16 protein-coding genes are annotated in these 19,514 nt (G+C 45.9%); 5 read left to right on the forward strand and 11 right to left on the reverse strand.

Features of this window, described 5'->3' with window-relative positions; all coding sequences use genetic code 11:
- Positions 1-65 precede the first annotated feature (65 nt).
- Entirely contained in the window at positions 66-1,343 is a 1,278-nt protein-coding gene (locus E0D71_RS17225) for an aminotransferase class I/II-fold pyridoxal phosphate-dependent enzyme (RefSeq protein WP_133004542.1), read from the forward strand.
- Between the two features lie 180 nt (positions 1,344-1,523).
- Positions 1,524-2,426 carry an EamA family transporter gene (locus E0D71_RS17230; RefSeq protein WP_133004543.1) on the forward strand — a complete coding sequence of 301 codons (903 nt, stop codon included), beginning with the start codon at positions 1,524-1,526 and terminating at the stop codon, positions 2,424-2,426.
- On the opposite strand, the gene E0D71_RS17235 is transcribed toward E0D71_RS17230, so the two are convergent.
- From E0D71_RS17235 to E0D71_RS17280, 10 genes are all read right to left on the reverse strand, one after another.
- Entirely contained in the window at positions 2,423-3,271 is an 849-nt protein-coding gene (locus E0D71_RS17235; RefSeq protein ID WP_133004544.1) for an ion transporter, read from the reverse strand. The two genes, E0D71_RS17230 and E0D71_RS17235, sit on opposite strands and share 4 nt — an antisense overlap.
- 118 nt (positions 3,272-3,389) lie before the next feature.
- Positions 3,390-3,665 carry a hypothetical protein gene (locus tag E0D71_RS17240; RefSeq protein ID WP_133004545.1) on the reverse strand — a complete coding sequence of 92 codons (276 nt, stop codon included), beginning with the start codon at positions 3,663-3,665 and terminating at the stop codon, positions 3,390-3,392.
- A gap of 89 nt (positions 3,666-3,754) precedes the next feature.
- Positions 3,755-4,300 carry a mechanosensitive ion channel domain-containing protein gene (locus tag E0D71_RS17245; protein ID WP_133004546.1) on the reverse strand — a complete coding sequence of 182 codons (546 nt, stop codon included), beginning with the start codon at positions 4,298-4,300 and terminating at the stop codon, positions 3,755-3,757.
- Between the two features lie 46 nt (positions 4,301-4,346).
- Positions 4,347-5,234: an AEC family transporter gene (locus E0D71_RS17250; RefSeq protein WP_133004547.1), complete on the reverse strand. Its 888-nt coding sequence runs from the start codon at positions 5,232-5,234 to the stop codon at positions 4,347-4,349.
- A gap of 143 nt (positions 5,235-5,377) precedes the next feature.
- Positions 5,378-6,301, reverse strand: coding sequence for a substrate-binding domain-containing protein (locus E0D71_RS17255; protein WP_243712078.1), 924 nt, complete (start codon positions 6,299-6,301; stop codon positions 5,378-5,380).
- A 108-nt stretch (positions 6,302-6,409) separates the two neighbouring features.
- Positions 6,410-7,204, reverse strand: a complete 795-nt coding sequence (locus E0D71_RS17260) for an ATP-binding cassette domain-containing protein (RefSeq protein WP_133004548.1) — start codon at positions 7,202-7,204, stop codon at positions 6,410-6,412.
- On the reverse strand, positions 7,204-8,286 hold the full coding sequence (locus E0D71_RS17265) for an ABC transporter permease (protein ID WP_133004549.1): 1,083 nt from the start codon (positions 8,284-8,286) through the stop codon (positions 7,204-7,206). Before E0D71_RS17265 ends, E0D71_RS17260 begins: the two co-directional genes overlap by 1 nt.
- 88 nt (positions 8,287-8,374) lie before the next feature.
- A complete protein-coding gene (locus E0D71_RS17270; protein WP_133004550.1) occupies positions 8,375-9,406 on the reverse strand; it encodes a sugar ABC transporter substrate-binding protein in 1,032 nt (343 codons plus the stop codon).
- A 145-nt stretch (positions 9,407-9,551) separates the two neighbouring features.
- A complete protein-coding gene (locus E0D71_RS17275; RefSeq protein ID WP_133004551.1) occupies positions 9,552-12,074 on the reverse strand; it encodes a PAS-domain containing protein in 2,523 nt (840 codons plus the stop codon).
- Positions 12,075-12,806, reverse strand: coding sequence for a response regulator (locus E0D71_RS17280; protein WP_133004552.1), 732 nt, complete (start codon positions 12,804-12,806; stop codon positions 12,075-12,077).
- A 112-nt stretch (positions 12,807-12,918) separates the two neighbouring features.
- Between E0D71_RS17280 and E0D71_RS17285 the strand changes: the two genes are divergently transcribed.
- The gene (locus E0D71_RS17285; protein WP_133004553.1) at positions 12,919-13,215 is read left to right on the forward strand and encodes a 2Fe-2S iron-sulfur cluster-binding protein; all 297 of its coding nucleotides are present in this window, start codon (positions 12,919-12,921) and stop codon (positions 13,213-13,215) included.
- Positions 13,216-13,263: 48 nt separating this feature from the next.
- On the forward strand, positions 13,264-15,780 hold the full coding sequence (gene hrpB / locus E0D71_RS17290) for an ATP-dependent helicase HrpB (RefSeq protein WP_133004554.1): 2,517 nt from the start codon (positions 13,264-13,266) through the stop codon (positions 15,778-15,780).
- 11 nt (positions 15,781-15,791) lie between these two features.
- Here the strand turns inward: hrpB and E0D71_RS17295 are convergent, their stop codons facing one another.
- Positions 15,792-16,679, reverse strand: a complete 888-nt coding sequence (locus E0D71_RS17295) for an ecdysteroid 22-kinase family protein (RefSeq protein ID WP_243712079.1) — start codon at positions 16,677-16,679, stop codon at positions 15,792-15,794.
- A gap of 268 nt (positions 16,680-16,947) precedes the next feature.
- Between E0D71_RS17295 and E0D71_RS17300 the strand changes: the two genes are divergently transcribed.
- Positions 16,948-18,453, forward strand: a complete 1,506-nt coding sequence (locus E0D71_RS17300; protein WP_133004556.1) for a hypothetical protein — start codon at positions 16,948-16,950, stop codon at positions 18,451-18,453.
- Positions 18,454-19,514: the final 1,061 nt, after the last annotated feature.

A 19,514-nucleotide genomic window follows, 5' to 3' on the forward strand; every position in this document is an offset into this window, starting at 1 on the left:
CACGCCATGTCGCGTTAATATGGTGCTGTTAGATCCCCCCAATAATAAGACTAGGATTGCTTACAATGAAATTAGAATCACTTGCTCTTCATCATGGTTACACCTCTGAAGAAACCACCAAAGCCGCTGCGGTTCCCATTTATCAAACCACGTCCTATACCTTTGACGACACACAGCATGGCGCGGACCTGTTTGACTTAAAAGTACCTGGCAATATTTACACCCGCATCATGAACCCAACCACCGACGTGCTAGAGCAACGCGTCGCTGCGATGGAAGGTGGCATTGCAGGTCTAGCAGTGGCGTCTGGAATGTCGGCGATTACCTACGCGATTGAGTGTATTTGTGATGTTGGCTCTAACATTATTAGCACCAGCCAACTGTATGGCGGTACTTACAATCTATTTGCCCACAGTTTTCCGCGCCGCGGAATCGAAGCGCGTATGGTGTCTGCCGATGACTTTGCCGGTTTTGAAGCCGCCATCGATGACAACACCAAAGCGATCTTTTGTGAGTCCATTGGCAACCCAGCGGGCAATATTGTCGATATCGAAGCACTGGCGGCCATTGCCAACAAACACGGTATTCCTCTGATTGTGGATAACACAGTGGCAACCCCATTTTTGTGCCGTCCATTCGAGCTAGGCGCGCACATTGTGGTGCATTCCTTAACAAAATACATTGCGGGTCACGGCACCACCGTCGGCGGCATGATTGTCGATTCTGGTAAATTTGACTGGGCCGCCAACAAAGAACGCTTCCCAATGATGAACGAGCCAGACCCTTCCTACCATGACGTGGTGTACACCGAAGCATTAGGCGCGGCGGCGTACATAGGTCGTTGTCGCGTAGTGCCACTGCGCAACACTGGCTCGGCGTTGTCGCCACACAGTGCATTCTTAATCATGCAAGGGCTTGAAACATTGGGCTTACGCATGGAGCGTCATTGTTCTAATGCGGAAAAATTAGCCGCCTACCTACAGAGTCACGAGAAAGTAAACTGGGTCAATTACGCGGCGCTTCCAGACAGCCCATACCATGCCCTCAGTCAGCGTATCACCAGTGGTAAAGCCTCTGGCGTGTTGAGTTTTGGCGTGAAAGGTGGCTTGGTTGCTGGCACGCAATTTATCGATGCGTTAAAAATGGTATTACGACTGGTAAACATTGGCGATGCGAAATCCCTTGCTTGCCACCCAGCGACCACGACGCACCGTCAATTGAATGAAGAAGAGCTCACCAAAGCGGGAGTCAGCACCGACTTAATCCGTATTTCTGTCGGCATTGAGAACATTGAAGACATTATTGCCGATATTAGCCAAGCGTTAGACGCGGTAAATGGTTAATTTATTTCCGTTATAGTGGAAAAATATAGATAAACAAAACAAAGGGTTACTGAAAAGTAACCCTTTCTATTTTGGCGACCTTCGCTGTATCTTTCATTCTTTGTGCATCTGTACATTGGCGCTTGTTGGTAAACAACGTAAGCTAACAAACCCAACCACCTTTGCTTCAAGGAATTTGAAATGACCCGTAGGGATATGTTGATCGCACTCGCTATTATTATTGCATGGGGTCTGAATTTCGTTGTCATTGCTTGGGGGTTAGACGACCTTCCCCCGATGATGTTGGGTGGTTTACGGTTCTTAATGGTGGCGGTGATTGGCTCGCTCTTTTTCAAGCGTCCAAAAACGCCACTTAAATGGTGGTTTTTATACGCCCTTCCTCTCAGCTTTGGCCAGTTTGCCTTTTTATTTAGCGCGATGAAATTCGGAATGCCAGCAGGGTTAGCGTCTCTTGTTTTGCAGTCTCAGGCGATTTTTACACTGCTCTTTGCCGTTGTGTTCTTAAAAGAAAGCGTTCGCCCTTATCAGGTCATTGCTATTGCCATTGCCGCCGGCGGCCTGGCTACCATCGCCCTTGAAAATGACAACACCAGCATGACCTTGATTGGTTTTGGCTTAACCTTAGTGGCTGCCACCTGTTGGGCATTAGGCAATATCAGCACCAAGGTGATTAGTAAAAAAGGCTATCACGCTAACGTCAACTTGGTCATTTGGAGCTGCTGGATTCCACCGCTGCCTTTCTTCGTTTGCTCGTGGTTTATTGATGGCTCCGATGTCATGGTACAAAGCCTACAAAACATCAATTGGGGCACCATGGCGACTTTGGCCTATTTATCCATTTTTGCAACCGTGGCCGGTTATGGGTTATGGAGCTACTTGATGTCTCGCTATCCAGCCGCGACCATTGCTCCTCTCACACTTGGCGTCCCTGTCGTTGGTCTCACCACGTCGGCTATTTTACTGTCTGAATACATCAGTCCACTGCAATGGATTGGCATCTTGTTCGTTCTGTTAGGGCTAATACTCAACACGCTAGGTGGGCGCTTACTGGCTCGTAGAACCAGTAAGCAAACGCTGGTTTAACGCTCTTTTTTAGATCCGTCTTTTTCTTGCTGCTGGGCGTCTAGTGTATCCGCTAGGCGCGCGACTTGCTTTTGCAGTTCACTGATTTGAGTCACCAAGGCTTGGTGGTTGTTTTCTTGTGCGTCGTGTTCTTTTTCAGCGGTTTCTCGCGTCATCACATCAAGCACCACACCCACCATCATATTCAAGAAGACAAACGCGGTTAGGAAGATAAAGACCACATAAAAAATCCAACTTAATGGGTACACTTCCATTGTTTCGTACATGACATCGGTCCAATCTTCAAAGGTAGCGACACGAAACAAGGTCAACATAGAAATGGCGATATCGCCCCATAACTTGTCGTTAATATGCTCGAAAAAGATCGAACCTACCGCCGCAAAGATATAGAAGATAATAAACATCAGCAGGGCAATGTAGCCCATTTTAGGAATGGCTTTGATCAGCGCATTAATCAAAAAGCGCAAATCAGGAATAATAGAAACAAGACGTAAAACGCGGAATACTCTCAACAATCGCGCCACCAGCACCATGTCCGTATCTGACATGGGCACTAAGCTGCCAATCACAATGATCGTATCAAACACATTCCAAGGGTCTTTAAAGAAGCGCCACCTGTCATCGCACGCTAAAAAACGTAAGCTCACTTCAACCAAAAAGAAGACGGTAATGAAGGTATCTAGATAATTAATCGCCAGTTCGACACCAGAGGGTAACGAGTAGGTTTTAGCCCCTACCGTCAGCGCCGCAATAATAATGATGCTGATAATAAAACCCTGGAACCAAACGCTTCTTTCAACTCGCTTTACCAGCGCGAAGGCATTGCCTGAACGACTCATTTCCATTAATTTCTCTACCTAAATAAACTCACAAGAACCCGACATGAAAGACCTTCAAGTCGTTGCTAAGTTCAGCATACCAGAAGAAAATAATCGTTTTTATGGCATCGCATCAGAAAAAGGATTAAGTCCGTTTAACGCGGACCACTTTCATGATTTCCACAGGAATTCCGGCGACCATTTCTTGAGTGGGGTAATAGGTTAGATTAACGCGTGCACCACGTAATGTTCGGTATTTGCCTTGGCGTTTGAAACGAAAAGGGACATCGTAGCCTTCAATCATTAAGGTGTGCTGAATCCAGTCGTCCTGTGCACGCTGAACATGAGATTTGACTTTGAGCACATCCGATTGAATAAGCTCATCGTTTTTCTTTAGTAACGCTTTTGGGTCAGACTGCATAGCTCGCTCTCTATTCTGAAGGATGAGAGAGATTGATTATGACACAAAATCCTATGCAGCTGAAAATATTGATTGTTTTTTGTTCGATTTTAGACGTCTTGTTTCTCTTCTAGTTTGTCCATTAACTTACTCATGCCACGAGCGGCTTTTTCATCAATAAAGCGAATTACCGGCTTTTGCAAAATCAAACTATTTGGGTAAGTAACGACATCTCCTGACAACCTTTTAATAATCACATGGAAGCTAGATATATCGATTATTTGGCCTAAAATTTCGTCGTCTTTATCCACAACCTTCACCCAATCGCCAACGTGATAGGGAAAACCAAAGAAGATAATCAAACTCGCAGTGATGTTACTTAGGATCGACCATTGGGCAAATAAAGCGATGCCCACAACCGCAAACACAGAAGAAAAGAACACTTCCAGCTGCCCGTAACCTACGCCCATAATCAAACACGTCAGCAGTACACCAATGGCAATCAAGCCTAGCTGAAGCATTTTAATCACATAGCTCACTCGCACATCTGCAACGGCTTTCTTTCTGCCAAATAACACAATGCTATTGCTTATAATGCGGCTAATAATGATAAAGCCGATGACCAGTAATATGACTAACCCAATTTGTAAAATCATTGTCTTCTCTTAATATCTCTTATCATTTCAACAGCACCTTGTTTTTTTATAAGGCGTAAAATAAAACACAGGGCACAATCGCTAAACTCATTAAATTACCAATCAACACCATCGAAGCCACTTTATGAGGTTCCTGCTGGTAGATTTCTGCCACCATGTAGTTCAATACCGCTGGCGGCAAACAAGCGAAGACCAGTAAGTAAGCAAAATCCTCAGCCGAGAGCCCTACTGTTAGCTGCCAGATAAAGGCCATAATAACCCCACTCAAAGGACATAAAAAGCCACTAATAACACCTAATTTCCAATGACTTAGATCCACCTCCGTCATCCGCACCCCTAGCGCAAATAACATCAAAGGAATGGAGATTTGACCCAACATATCAACAGAGACGCCAACGGCGGGGGCCAATGTCCAGCCTTGCAAGCTCCATATTAGTCCCAAAATTGTCGCGATGATCATCGGCATTTTTAAGATATTCATAATCTTAGTTTTTGGGTCTAATAAATACATGCCAACGGTAAAATGCAGTAAGTTCTCAGTGAGAAACAAGACCACGGCAATGGGCAAGGCTTTTTCACCAAACGCCAACACCAAAAGTGGAATGCCAAGATTACCGCTGTTATTAAACATCATAGGCGGTACCAATGTTTTAGCCGACACCCCTAACCATCGGCATAACGGCCATACTAATAGTCCAGAACCTAACACCACGCATGCAGCCGCAATAATAAGCCCTTGATATTGAGCAATATGAAACTCTTTTGCCGCCATTACCGAGAAAATCAAAGCCGGAATAAAAACGCTCATATTTAATCGATTCGCTACCGTCATATCAGTTGGACGAACACGAGCGTATACAAAACCGACAAACACAATACTTACCAGTGGAAAAACAGTATTCAGGATTTGGAGAAATACTTCTGACGTGTCCATATGCCAACTCAAAATGTAGGAGGCTTCTAGCTTACCTTTGTTATCAAAAAACACCAGCGTACGGAGTAAGAATCAAAAGACAAAATGAGATTAAGGTTTTTCTACTAACATCGATGGAATGAGAATCAAAAGACAAAATGAGATTAAGGTTTTTCTACTAACATCGATGGAATGAGAATAAAGCGCTGGGGAATAGGCTGCCCTTGCAGCAGTTTAATACCAATTTCTACGGCTTTGTTGGCCATAATAATAGGACGCTGAATCGCCGTTGCAATCCAAATATTATCCTGCTGGATAGCATCAATCGCAAATTGGGCGCCATCCACTGAGGCTAAGAAAAACTCAGTCCGGTTTGCTTGCTTAGAAGCCTGCAACGCCCCAAGAGCCGTTGGATCATTAATTGAGAAGACGGCATCGAGGTGTGGGTATTTTTCCATTAAGTACGTCATTGCTTCCATTCCCCCTTCTGCACTCCCTGTGCCATTTAAACGATCACTTAATAGCGTAATCTTAGGGTATTTTTTCAACACAGACTTACACCCAGCCACACGTTCTAAAACAGAAGACACAGACACGCCATTTATAATGGCAAAATTACCGCGATAATGAATTTTCTTCGCAAGTCGCTCACAAGCCAACATGCCAGCCTGAACATTGTCTGTGGTGATGGTCGCATCCGCCCCTTGGGCGTTCATGTCGACAGCCACCACTTTTATACCCGCTCTTTGTGCTTTAGCGACCACCGGTGCTATTTTATGCTCATCTGCTGCCGTCAAAATAATCAGATCAACCCCTTTGTCGATGAAGCTATTAACCTGTTGAATTTGACGGTTTATGTCATAAGCATCGGAATGTATGTACATTTTGACAGAGTGATGGGTCAGTCGCTCTGCGGCGGCCGTAGTCGCATCAATCAATTTAACAAAATACGGATTACCAAGATCTGAAACGCTAATGCCAATCGACCTTAATTGTGTCGTAGCAGGAGCAATCGACGGCGTAGCATGCGCCAGCAGACTAAGGAGGAGAATACTTGCAAAAACAATAGGCAAACATAGGGTCGTCATCATTTTTCGCATAGATACAGAGCACATGTTTATCACTGGCTTTTGCATGTATCACCTTTTCTATTGTCGTTAAGCGCCCCCATTGTTGGACGCGCTTAAGGTTGTTCTTCATGACACGGCTTGAGTGTCACTCTCTACTTCCATTGCCCCTGTCATAATAGCCACTGCATCCGACATCGAATGGGAAAGAGGTGTAATCACTGCCGCTCGTTTACCAAGCCTGTGTATATGAATGCGGTCAGCCACCTCAAATACGTGCGGCATGTTATGACTGATTAGGATAATCGGTAAACCACGAGACCGCACCTCTTTGATCAAGTTCAGCACTCGGCGCGACTCTTTTACTCCCAGTGCCGCTGTCGGTTCATCCATAATCACCACTTTACTGCCAAATAAAGCAGAGCGAGCCACCGCGACGCCCTGGCGTTGACCGCCAGATAGGGATTCCACGGCTTGGCTAATATTTTGAATCGTCATCAGCCCTAACTCTTCCATCTTGGCTTGAGCACGCTCTTCCATGGTTTTTTTATCTAGCATCCGAAAAACAGACCCTAAAATACCCGGTTTACGAATCTCACGCCCCAAGAATAAATTATCGGCAATGTTCAATGCTGGAGAGACGGCAAGATTCTGATAAACCGTTTCTATGCCTAACGAACGAGCTTCCATCGGTGACGAAAAATGCACAGGGTTACCATCTAGCAATATCTCGCCTTCATCAGGCGATAACGCACCGGATAAGGCTTTAATCAAGGAAGATTTCCCGGCACCGTTATCGCCAATAATTGCCAAAATCTCACCCGGATAGAGCTCAAAATCCGTATGGTCAATCGCCGTAACACTACCGTAGCGCTTTACCAGACCTTTGGTTTGAAGAACCGGCATCTGTTTAGTGATTGTCATTATGCTGTCCCCTTTCTGATCCACTGATCAACGCCTACCGCGACGATAATAAGAATACCAACGGTGAATTCTTGCCAAAGTACATCCACACCAGCCAGCGCCAAACCATTCCTGAATACACCGACCACTAAGGCGCCAACCAAGGTTCCAAAAATAGAGCCCCGACCACCAAATAAGCTACAGCCTCCAATCACCACCGCGGTAATACTGTCTAAGTTGGCGGTATAACCCGCTTGCGGACTGACTGAGCCAATGCGCCCAATCAAGACCCAAGCCCCTATAGCACACACCACACCAGCCAATACATACACAGAAAGTAACACTCTATCCGTTCGAATCCCCGCGAGCTTTGCCGCGGCCGGATCATCGCCCGTTGCATAAACATGACGTCCCCAAGCGGTCCAATTTAAGGCATACCAAATGACGCAAAATAGCAGCAGCATTAGTAAGGAGCCGTACGTTAAACGTGCGCCGAAAACATTAATAGTTTCACCCAACCACTGTAACAAAGGCGCGGTGGCATTAATGTCTTGTGAGCGAATGGTTTCGCTTTTTGAATACCACAAATTCAGGGCAAAAAAGACATTCCACGAGCCCAAGGTAGCAATAAAAGGGGGTAATTTCATGCGCGCAATCAGCAGCCCATTGATCAACCCAGTTAACGCACCAACAGCGATACCCGCCAACAGCGCCAACCAAGGGTCCAACCCATAATCAACCGCCATACGCCCCATCACCACAGAAGAGAGCACCATTATGGCCCCCACAGACAAATCAATGCCTGCGGTTAAAATAATCAAGGTTTGAGCAATACCAATCACCCCAATAATGGTCACTTGCTGCAACACTAAAGACAAATTAAAGGGATGTAAAAAGCGGTTTCCTACAATCAAGCTAAACGCAATGATTGCCAGCACCAGAACAATGCTCGGGGCGGCTACGGGGTATTTATGTAAAAAACGTTGGAAGCGGTGGGCGAAGGTTTCATTACGCTCAAACTTAGCCACGTAGGTTTGTGCTTGATCGGCCACCTTATCATGGTCAAGTACCGCAGTAGATACTTTAGGATCAGTCGTGCTCATACATTACTCCAATCAGAAAAAAGCACCGCTAGCCATAATGGCTAACGGTAAAACTAGACGGGTTTCGCGCCTATCTATCAGACAATGCTTAACCCCAGCACATCGCTAGGCCTGTTTTGGAGGTAACAGATTTGATCCCGCTGACTGGCTCATCGGTAATGAGTTGGACACCTGTATCGAAGAAATCCAAACCATCGGTCGCGACAGGGCGAGTGCCTGTTTTCGCGAACTGTACGATCGCTTCTATACCTTCAGACGCCATTTTAAGAGGGAATTGCATGGAGGTTGCATCTAGCGCACCCGCTTTGATGTTCTTGACACCGGGGCAGCCGCCGTCGACTGAAACAATCATCACTTGTTTCTCTAACCCGAAGGATTTCAGTGCTTCATACGCCCCTGCGGCAGCAGGTTCATTGATGGTGTATACCAGATTAATCTCTGGGTCTTTTTGCAGTAGGTTTTCCATGGCTCTGCGGCCGCCTTCATCCGAGCCTTGTGTTACATCATGACCAACAATACGCGGATCTGTTTCATCACCAATGCGTGTAGGGTCTTTGATATCGATACCAAAACCTTTTAAAAACCCCTGGTCGCGAGCAACATCAACCGTCACCTGGCTGGTACTAAGGTCTAACAAGCCAATCTTCGCTTCTTTGGCTTTATCACCCAATTTGGCTTTCGCCCAAGCACCAATCATTTCGCCCGCTTTAAAATTGTCGGTTGCAAACGTCATGTCTGCGGCATTAACAGGATCAAGCTGAGTATCTAAAGCGATCACCAAGAGGCCTGCTTGTCGCGCTTTTTCAATAGTAGGAACGATCGCAGCAGGGTCGCTTGGCGTGATTAAAATGCCTTTTGCGCCAGATGCGATCAGGTTTTCTACCGCTTTTACTTGGCTCTCATTGTCGCCATCATAGCGGCCAGCAAATGTTCTAAGATCCACACCCAGTTCCGTTGCTTTCTCTTGAGCACCTTCTTTCATTTTGACGAAAAACGGGTTGGTATTGGTTTTAGTGATGAGACCTATAATAGGCGTGTCTGCCATAACGACAGAGGAAAGAGTACCAGCGGCCACAAGGCACGCTAATTTCTTATAAGAAAAGCGAGGCATGAATGTCATGTTAAACTCCAATATTGTTTTTATTATTGGCTGCAAAAGCCAGTGAACCAGGACTGCCAGATCTCTGCTTCGTTGCTTACTATGCAAAATAAAAACTAATGGAAAATTTCATACACCGAACTTTATTTGTAATATTTGTAACAATTCAACTTTCTACTTTTAATACTCCTCCTAAATCGTTGATGGTAAAGGGTTTTGAAAGAAATATATCCGTCTCATCGAGACTGTATTTTTGCATTACTTCTTCATAAGGCAAACCAGACATCAGGACCACAGGTACACTTCCTACCTGCTCTCCCTTTCTCTCGTGTTTAATATGATGCGCTAATTCAACCCCGTTCATTTGCCCTGCAAGGTTCACATCTGACAAGATAACATCAGGAGTAAACGACATTTCCAAAGCCGCTAGAACGTCTTCTGCCCGCTCAAAACACTGCACTAATAAACCCATTTTTTGGCACTGCTCGCGCAAAGTGTCTTGTACTGCTAGGTCATCTTCTAACAACCAAAGTAAGCTCTCTTTTGGTAAACTAATCTTGGCGATTGGCACTTTTTTTGTGGCGGCGACAGTCTGTGTTTCTTGTCGTTGAGCAGGCAAAAAGAGGCACACGCGAGTCCACTTCCCGTATTCAGACGTCACCTTTATTTCACCGCCGCTTTGCTTCACAAAACCATAAATCATACTTAACCCTAAACCACTGCCTTTGCCCACGGGTTTGGTGGTGAAAAATGGTTCAAAGATACGACTTAATACGGCGTCAGAAATTCCTTCCCCTGAGTCTTCTATTTTAATTCGTACAGCGGCAACCTCGCTGTCCGGTAGAGTGCAGCGCTTTGTTGAAAAAGAGAGTTGCCCACCATCTGGCATGGCTGCGGCACTGTTTAGCGCCAAATTAAGCAGTGCATTTTCTAATTGTGACGGGTCAATTAAGCTCACCTCATCGGCGCACTGTAAATCGCAACTCACATTTATATGAGCGCCCACGCTGTATTCAACTAAGTCCAGCATGCCTTCGATTAGGTCATCAATGTGCGTAGAAACAGGGAATAATTGTTGTCGGCGGCTGAAAGCCAGCAAGCGTTGCACTAGATTACTGCTTTTTTCAGAAACGGCTAATGCTCTCTCAATGTAGCGTGTTTGGTCCGCTGTTTGCGGCTGGGAATCTGCTAACATTTGCAAATTCCCCATGATTGCCGCCAATAGGTTGTTAAAGTCATGGGCCACACCGCCGGTAAGCTGCCCTAGCATCTCCATTTTCTGCGCTTGCCTTAGCTGACTTTCCACACTTTTCCGCTCTGTTAAGTCTGTATACAAGGTGACAAAACCGCCTTCTGGCATAGGTTTAGAACGGAACTCTATTATCTTTCCAGATTCAAAATGCCGCTCAAAACTCTGACTGCGGACATGACGTGCGACGTTCACCTCATCCATTTGAATCTGCTTACTTTCTATATTGAGCGTCGTATGCTCTCCCTTATTAATCCGCCGCTGAACTTCATTAATTGGCATCCCTCTACTCAGTTCATTAGGCTCAAGCGAGAAAAGCTGCTCGTAACCTGGGTTCCATGCTAATAAGGTTCCGTCCGCAGAAAACACGCTCAACCCATCGTTCATGTTGTCAAAAATAGTTTCCAATAAATGTTTCTGCTCTGACAACTCTGCGGTGACTTCCAGCCTCCGAATAGCATCACACCGAAACACTTCAAACGCCTCAGCTAACGTACCAATCTCGTCATTACGCTTAATCGGCAAACGATGTGCGTCTGTACGACCTAACGAAAGCTGCTCCATATCTCGTGTTACGGCTTGCAAATCCCGCGTCATTTTCTGGCTTTGCCAATACAGTCGAGTAAGACCAAGTAAAAGGAAAATAGAGATGCCAATAATCCAATGCTGACCATTAGATACGAACGCCGACACGGATTCTCTTTGCCGGGTTACCTTTTTCTGCAAACGGCCAACAAACTGACTTACTTGCGCACTCAGCGCTTCAGATTTGGCTCGAATGGAAATCAGTAAATATCTCTTTCTCTCTTGGATCTGCGCCAAACGATGGTGAGCAGCCAGAAGATATTGCGCAATATCGGCCGCTTCTCCATGATGACTTTGCAACGCCAATTTATTAAAAATACTATCGGGCACATTGTCTGGCGACTCCAAAAGCTGCAAGAGCCAATCCAGTCCTTGCCGAGGATAAACAGAGTAACTTTTCCCTTCTTGCGGTGCGATATGCCGGATACGAAACTGCTGGGCGTAACTGTCCTCGCGAATATAAAGCTCTTCTCGTACCAAAGAGACTAATTCTTCTAGCGTCTTTTGTAAGTCATCAAGCCGTATATCTATGCTTTGTCTGAAACTGCTGTCCAGTAAACTATTCGCCACACCACGTAACGCTAAAATACGCAGATGAATACGCTTAGATTCTGTTTGCAATTGAAAGGGGCGACCTGAGCCGGCGGTATAAGGTGCCGTTGCAGCAAGCTGTGCAACGCCTTCGGCAAGCGTTAATGACGTGCTAATTTCAGGCAATGTTTTTGCTTCAAAATCCGACAGAGTCGCTTCACTGACTCGCATCGATTGCCAACCAATGGCGACCATAAAAAACGCAACCACACTGATCACTAAAATAATGATGGAGGCTTTTTGTCGAATGCTAATAAAGCGCATTTAACGTTTCCTAACAGGCCCTTGGAAGAAGTATCCAAGGCCTCGTTGGGTTTTAATAAATTCAGGCGTTTTAGGGTTACTCTCAATCTTCCTGCGCAGGCGTAAAATTAATACATCAACGGTGCGATCAAAGACATCAGACTCAATGCCGCGACTTTGATCAATAAGCTGCTCACGCGTAAATACTCGATCAGGATGATGAATCAAGGCTTCTAGCAAAGAAAACTCTCCCAGCGTTAGCACGACTTGCTCTCCTTTTTGGTGAATCAATTGGCGGGCGACAAGGTCCAAAGTCCAATGACCAAAATACAAGCATTCATGTGCTTCAGCTATGTTTTCAACACTGGGCACTTGCTGAGCAGAACGGCGTAACAGGGCATAAATACGTGCCGCTAATTCACGTAAATTAAACGGCTTCATCATATAATCATCGGCCGCCAGCTCTAAGCCCAAAATACGATCTGTTTCATCTCCTTTTCCTGTTAACATCATGATTGGAAAAGAAAAATGTTCCCTCACTTCTCTAGCAAGATGCAAACCATCCTCTTCGCGTAAGTACAAATCCATTAACAGTAAATCAACCTGGGTTTGCTGCAAATGGGACCACATTTGCTCCCCTGTTTCTGCTTCCAAAACACAATAGCCTTTTTGTGAAAGCGCATCACAAAGCAACAACCTAATGTCTTGATCATCATCTACAACGAGTAATGTTTTTTTATTTTTTTCGTTCATAACACCGCTTACTTCCCATTTTTACTCTAAGGGTTAGTCAAATTAGAGTATCCGCTGTTTGCTTTATATCATGCTAAAGTTAATCACGTATTAACAGCACAATGATTCCAAGATGAAAAGTAGACACATAGACTTAGCCTTTGCCGCCGCAGAGCGGAGCCTATCAATCTCCCAAGATGAAACGGTTCTACAGGTGCTCATCAAGCATGAAATCCCCATTAAACACGCCTGCCTTAATGGTGTGTGTGGCGTTTGCTTGACGCCGTTACTGGCTGGCGAGATTGATTACGGGCAACAGCAGCCAAGAGGCTTAAACCAAAAAGAATTAGCTCAAGGGTACTTTTTACCCTGTATTGCACGCTGCCAGTCCGACATTACAATCGCGGAGCCCAAAGTGAAGGTTCGATAACAAGCCAAAAACAAGTATTATGTGAAGAGTCATTTTACGAGCCATGTTATGTCCCCTTCACTGCCGATTTACGATTTAATTCCTGCCTTAAAAGCCCAGCTGAATGACGCTCACGAGGCCATTCTTGAAGCCGCACCCGGCGCGGGTAAAACCACTGTGGTGCCACTGGAATTAATGAACGAAGCATGGCGTCAAGGACGAAAGATCCTGATGCTAGAGCCACGACGTTTGGCCGCTAAAACCGCGGCGAAACGACTCGCGGATTCGTTACAAGAACCCTTAGGCAAACGCATCGGCTATCGTATTCGGCACGAAGGAAAAGAAAGCAACGAGACACAAGTGTTGGTCGTCACCGAAGGCGTACTGACGCGCATGCTGCAAGACGACCCTAGCTTAGACAATATCGCTCTGGTTATTTTTGATGAATTTCATGAGCGAAACCTACACTCTGATTTGGCTTTTGCACTGTGTCTGCAAGCCCGTGAACTCTACCGTGACGAGGACCCTCTAAAACTGCTCGTCATGTCCGCCACGCTAGACACCGCATTATTAGAGTCGCGCTTAGGCTGCCCGACTCTGACCAGCCACGGTCGTGGTTTTCCAATCGAGACACACTATGCGAATAAATCCTTAAAAACCGCCGAGGTAGTGGACGAAGTCGTTCGCCTTACCTACCAAGCGTATCGAGAATACTCCGGCAGTTTGTTGGTCTTTCTGCCAGGCCAGAAAGAAATCCGCCAAGCTGCGACACAATTACAACAACGTTTAGGCAATGACCCCGAGGCTAAGATTCGCCCCCTCTACGGCGAATTAAGCCTAAAAGAACAAGAAGCCGTCATCCAGCCAGCCATCGCCCCGGAACGTAAAATCGTCTTAGCCACCGCCATCGCCCAAACGAGTTTAACCATAGATGGTATTCGAATTGTGATCGACAGCGGTTTGAGCCGAGAAGCTCAGTTTGACGCCAACACCGCCACCACTCGCTTGCATACACGCCGTGCAACACAAGCCGAAACCACACAAAGAATGGGGCGGGCAGGACGAACAGAAGCCGGCGTCTGTTTACGTTGGTGGAGTGAAGAACAGCAATCTCGTTTGGCACCACAAGCTCAGCCACAAATAGAGTGTGTCGACCTGAGTCCTCTGACGTTAGAAGTGGCAAAATGGGGGGCTCAAGATCGTTTAGAATTGGACTGGGTGACACCGCCGCCAGAAAGTCATTGGCAGCAATCGGTGGACTTACTGCGCTCCTTAGATGCCCTAGACGCTCACACCTTTGAGTTGACCGATCATGGTCAAAACATGGCACAACTCGGTTTAGATCCACGGTTGGCTCAGTTACTTATTTTAGGAAAACGTTGGCAACACAGTGAATTGGCTTGCCAAGCTTGCGCTCTGTTATCCGAAGGGGACCCTTTTGCTCAGCAATCCAGCGATTTCGAGAGCCGTATTGATTGGCTTAATCAGCAGCTAGCCATGTCGAGTCGTCGCCCTAGAGCGGTTTACCAGCACTCAGTGAAACAATGGCTAATACGCAGTCAAAAATTACCCCTTGAGACTTCATCCATCCGCGCGGAAGATGCCTCTGTATTGGGGCTCTTGCTGGCGGGCGCATTTGCGGACCGCATCGGGAAACGCCTCGACCAACAGGCAGACAAGGTACGTTTTAAATTAGCAAATGGGCGTATAGCAACCTTAGAAAAACACGATACCAACGCGCAGTCGGACTGGCTTGTGGCATTGGATATAGGGGGGCATCAAGGACAAGATGCGGACCGTATTTTCCTATCTCAGCCACTCGACATTAGCCTTGCTAAAAACATATTAACGCACCTTTTTATCACCCGAGATCATTTAGAATGGTCTAAACAAGAAGGCCGCTTGATCAGTGAGCAGCAAACTTGGATCGGCAAGCTGTGCATACAGCGTAAAAAGAACAAGCAGCTCGACCCTGAACAAATTCGAAATGCTATGCTCATACAGATACGCAAAGTCGGCCTGGAAGCATTGCCCTGGGATAAAGACAGCCTGCAACTTAAGGCTCGGATACAATTTGCCGCTCAGCATGATAGCCAGCATGATTGGCCTGATGTTAGTCACGAAGGACTACTCGCCAACCTTAATGAGTGGCTCGGTCCCTATCTGGCCAATATCACGATGCAATCGGCGCTGAACAAACTTAATCTCAAACAAATAATGCTCGATAGCTTACCCTGGGCATTACAAAAACGCTTAGCCGATGCTGTCCCCGAGAGACTATCGGTTGCTTCTGGTCATCAGCATTTGATTGATTATACCAACCAAACTCCCACCTTAAGTGTGAAGCTACAAGAAGTGTTTGGCATGACAAACTCACCAAAAGTATTGGGCCAAAGCCTAAAGCTGGAACTGTTATCGCCGGCGCAACGGCCCCTAGCTGTTACCCTAGATTTGCCTTTCTTTTGGCGTGAAGCCTACCCAGAAGTGAAAAAAGAAATGCGCGGGAGATACCCAAAACACCCTTGGCCTGATGACCCTATAAGTGCGCAAGCTACCGCAAAAACCAAACGAGCACTGGGTCAGTAAGCAAACTTCATTTAGTCCAATTGCGCTAACGCTTGCGCCGTAAGACGTCGGCTAAAAGCTGTGTTTTTAACATGATCGGGGCTCCATCCTACAATAAAGCGATGGAAGTCCGCCCAGGCTATGGGGAATAATGACTGCCATTCATCAATCACCGCCGTTGCCAAATCTTGCGATTCGCCTCTGGCTACGATGGCCTGACCTAACTCGGCAAAGTAATGTTCTAATAAATACGTTAACGAGGCGGTTAAGTCTTCTTCAGATAACACACTGCCGAGAAAGTAAGCGACGTCCTGCACACCAATACCAGCACCGACATATTGAAAGTCCACGGCGGCAACCTGCAGCCCATCCTCAGAGAAACAAAAGTTCGCCACCTTAGCATCGCCATGAACCAAGGTCTGGTAATGAGCTTGTAGTAAACATTCACTTACTTGGTGAGCCTTTTCTTTCAATGGACCTTCTTCCATCGCTTGCCACTCATCTTGCCGTGTAGCTAGATGCCAATAGGTTCCGGTCGGCCATAACCTCTGTGGCCAAACGGATCGCTCAGCGCTTATCTGCTCCCTAGGATGCAAGAATTCTCCATGAAAATGCGCGAGCCAATTGAGACAAACCAAGCAGTCCTCTACCGATAAGCGCGTGTGTCGTTTCGCCAAACCTAAGCTGTCTAGATCTTCCAATAATAAGTATTGGTCGCCCGTGTCTTCATTAAAATACACACCATAGCAGTCAGCAACACGGCATTTGTCAGAACAACGAGCCGCCCAGTGTTGATACCACGCCGCTTCCACATGATAAGACTGAACCTTCCTTTGATGCGCAAAATCAGAATGCCAGCCTCGCAAATGGGTTACTTTTTCAGGAAGGCGGATTTGTTTCAGTATGACTGTTTTAGACATTTCCGCAGCCTTAACCTGGTATTTTGCTATCTCTCCATAGCCGCTCCACAAAGACTGAACCTTTCCTAAATAGTTAACTTGGCTCGCATTCAGCTGTCTCTTGATGAAAATGTCTGGGATCATTGGTATGCTCTGTGCTAATAATATGCAAGTTGCTGACAGATTATTGAAAAACTGTCATTAAAGTGTACGAAAATACGCGGTGAATTACTTTCAAACAATGAAGTTAGTGATCTTCATTTAACCTAGTCTGTCTGGATAATTTTACATGGAACCCCATAACAAGCTTTCTAATAGAGAACTTTTTAATATCGGTGTAAGGCTGGTCAAATTTGCTTGGGTTGTCGAAATCCTAGCGGTTAGTATCGGTTTCCTGATTTCTATCATCGTCTCTTTTTCGGTTTATACCCAACTCGATAAAACAGACCGCACACTCAATTTTGGGGACTATAGTAGTATTTTAGTCGCCGCGCTGCCCTTTGTACTGGTTGCTGTGGTTGAAGCGGCTAAAATTCCAGTAGCAACAGCCATGATGTATGCCAAACATCGCTCTTGGCGCCTGCTATTTTTTGTCGGCCTTATTATGCTGGCCACCATAACATTTGAAACCATGTTAAATGGTTTTGAGCGTAACTTCTCTGGACTCAACATCATTATTGACGACAGAAAAAATGAAGCGCTATTACTGCAAGACAAAATCGATGTGTTAAATCGCCGCAAAGAAGAAATTAATATTATCCACCCTCAACAGGTGGATGAGAATTACCAAACGAGTATTCGCAAAGCGAATGACGCTTACTACAGCACTCTAAGTCGAGAACGAGAGCACGTTAATAGCCAGATCGCAAAGTTGGGCTCAGAGGATTCAGTAACCCAACAGTACCAAGCAGAAATAACCGCCTTGAACCAAAAAGAAAGAGAGATATACAACACCTGGGACAAAGAGCGTGAAGTTCTACAGCAACGCTTAAGAGGCCTTCTAAATAGCTATGTAAGTGGATCAGAAGAAGACAAAGCCAAGCTGCAAAAAGAACTAGACCAGCTAAAAGCGGAAATGAAGCAAAAAATGGACGACGCCAACTTCTTCACTCGTTCACAAGTAGAAAGCAAATATCGTAGATTAATTGCGGAAAAAGAAGATCGACTCTATACCGTGTCAGACCGCACCATTGGTGATGATGCACTCGCTAAGCAAACTCAGAGTGAGCAACAACTGCAAGATCAGCTGCAAGTGTTAGGTCGAGATTACCAGAAACGCATCGACCTTGGTCGAGAGCGTATGGCCTATCTTGAAGAGCAAATTCTAAGTCAAACACAGGACATAGAACAGAAACGCTCAGCCTATCAAAATAACTACGCAAGAGTCTTACAGCTGGCTGGTCAAAATCGTAATTCGACCACAGCAAGAGCCGCACAGGAAAAAGATAAACAACTGGCCCAATACGATGAAATTCAAGTAGAAGTCAAAGCCATTGATAACGATATCTATGATATTCAGCAACAGCAGAGTCTTATCAAACATGACATCAACCGTTTGGTAAATTCCAATCAAATATATCGTCTAGCCGCTTATATCAGCGACAAAGAGCAAGCCATTGAAGTACCAAAATCCATGGTTGGCTTAGTCGCATTAATTTGGTTCGCTTCTCTTGCCTTTATCAGTGCAGTAACGGGTGTCTTCCTTGCTATTGCCGGTATCTACATGCAACGCATCTATGCAAAAGACGACGACTATAATGTGGTTCCGAAAAGTGAAGAGCCAACACAACCCTAGTCAAAAATAAAAATGGCCTCATTGAAGTGACCTCCAAGAGTTGGACTAACCAACTTTATGGAGGCACTTCACGCAGAAGGCCATTTTTTCCATCCTAAGCACACCAGATTTAACCCAACCTCCCTACCATTTTAAAGCAGCCTCTAATTTGCAAAGTGGATAACTATCTGAGTTATTAACAGGTAAAAATATTGAGCCACCTCTGACGTTATAAAAGTTCCTCATCGATTCAAACACCGCGATACTGGTTAGTACACCTTTCTTACCTTAACGCTTCGCTAAAAGGGGTCAGATCCCTTTAAACAGAAGAGCAAGAAACGGCCGCTCTACTGAAGCAGAGAGTCCAACGGTTGCGACTAGGGTCAGAGCCCTTAAACATCAAGAGATGTGGTTGGTTGGAGGCTGTGCGACTTTTTAAGGGGTCTGACCCTGCGGACGGTATGCGCAATCAGTGTGAGAGGTTCTTGTTTTACCGTATCTTTAGAGAGCCGCTGACGCGTCGAGCTTGGCTCTTTAGAAAGTGATGGCGCAAGCAAATGGAAGAACAAGAATCGGCCGTTTTACTGAAGCATACGACTAGGGTCAGAGCCCTTAAACATCGAGTGATGCGGTTGGTTGAACGCTGTGCTACTTTTTAAGGGGTCTGACCCTGCGCAATCAGTGTGAGAGGTTCTTGTTTTACCGTATCTTTAGAGAGCCGCTGACGCGTCGAGCTTGGCTCTTTAGAAAGTGATGGCGCAAGCAAATGGAAGAACAAGAATCGGCCGTTTTACTGAAGCAGAGAGTCCAACGGTTACGACTAGGGTCAGAGCCCTTAAACATCAAGAGATGTGGTTGGTTGAACGCCGTGCGACTTTTTAAGGGGTCTGACCCTGCGCAATCAGTGTGAGAGGTTCTTGTTTTACCGTATCTTTAGAGAGCCGCTGATGCGTCGAGGAACGGCTCTTTAGAAAGTAATGGCGCAAGCAAATGGAAGAACAAGAAATTCTGTTTAAACTACAACGCTAGAACGAAAAAAACCCACCCTGCGTAGCAGGATGGGGCTTCTCTTAATTATAAGC

Origin of the sequence: Marinomonas sp. KMM3893 (assembly GCF_004352855.1) — a bacterium.
Taxonomy (GTDB): domain Bacteria; phylum Pseudomonadota; class Gammaproteobacteria; order Pseudomonadales; family Marinomonadaceae; genus Marinomonas; species Marinomonas arenicola.

Coding starts and splice junctions, on each gene's coding strand:
- E0D71_RS17225 (WP_133004542.1), top strand. CDS start 66: ATGAAATTAGAATCACTTGCTCTTCATCATGGTTACACCTCTGAAGAA.
- E0D71_RS17230 (WP_133004543.1), top strand. CDS start 1,524: ATGACCCGTAGGGATATGTTGATCGCACTCGCTATTATTATTGCATGG.
- E0D71_RS17235 (WP_133004544.1), bottom strand. CDS start 3,271: ATGGAAATGAGTCGTTCAGGCAATGCCTTCGCGCTGGTAAAGCGAGTT.
- E0D71_RS17240 (WP_133004545.1), bottom strand. CDS start 3,665: ATGCAGTCTGACCCAAAAGCGTTACTAAAGAAAAACGATGAGCTTATT.
- E0D71_RS17245 (WP_133004546.1), bottom strand. CDS start 4,300: ATGATTTTACAAATTGGGTTAGTCATATTACTGGTCATCGGCTTTATC.
- E0D71_RS17250 (WP_133004547.1), bottom strand. CDS start 5,234: ATGGACACGTCAGAAGTATTTCTCCAAATCCTGAATACTGTTTTTCCA.
- E0D71_RS17255 (WP_243712078.1), bottom strand. CDS start 6,301: ATGACGACCCTATGTTTGCCTATTGTTTTTGCAAGTATTCTCCTCCTT.
- E0D71_RS17260 (WP_133004548.1), bottom strand. CDS start 7,204: ATGACAATCACTAAACAGATGCCGGTTCTTCAAACCAAAGGTCTGGTA.
- E0D71_RS17265 (WP_133004549.1), bottom strand. CDS start 8,286: ATGAGCACGACTGATCCTAAAGTATCTACTGCGGTACTTGACCATGAT.
- E0D71_RS17270 (WP_133004550.1), bottom strand. CDS start 9,406: ATGACATTCATGCCTCGCTTTTCTTATAAGAAATTAGCGTGCCTTGTG.
- E0D71_RS17275 (WP_133004551.1), bottom strand. CDS start 12,074: ATGCGCTTTATTAGCATTCGACAAAAAGCCTCCATCATTATTTTAGTG.
- E0D71_RS17280 (WP_133004552.1), bottom strand. CDS start 12,806: ATGAACGAAAAAAATAAAAAAACATTACTCGTTGTAGATGATGATCAA.
- E0D71_RS17285 (WP_133004553.1), top strand. CDS start 12,919: ATGAAAAGTAGACACATAGACTTAGCCTTTGCCGCCGCAGAGCGGAGC.
- hrpB (WP_133004554.1), top strand. CDS start 13,264: ATGTCCCCTTCACTGCCGATTTACGATTTAATTCCTGCCTTAAAAGCC.
- E0D71_RS17295 (WP_243712079.1), bottom strand. CDS start 16,679: ATGTCTAAAACAGTCATACTGAAACAAATCCGCCTTCCTGAAAAAGTA.
- E0D71_RS17300 (WP_133004556.1), top strand. CDS start 16,948: ATGGAACCCCATAACAAGCTTTCTAATAGAGAACTTTTTAATATCGGT.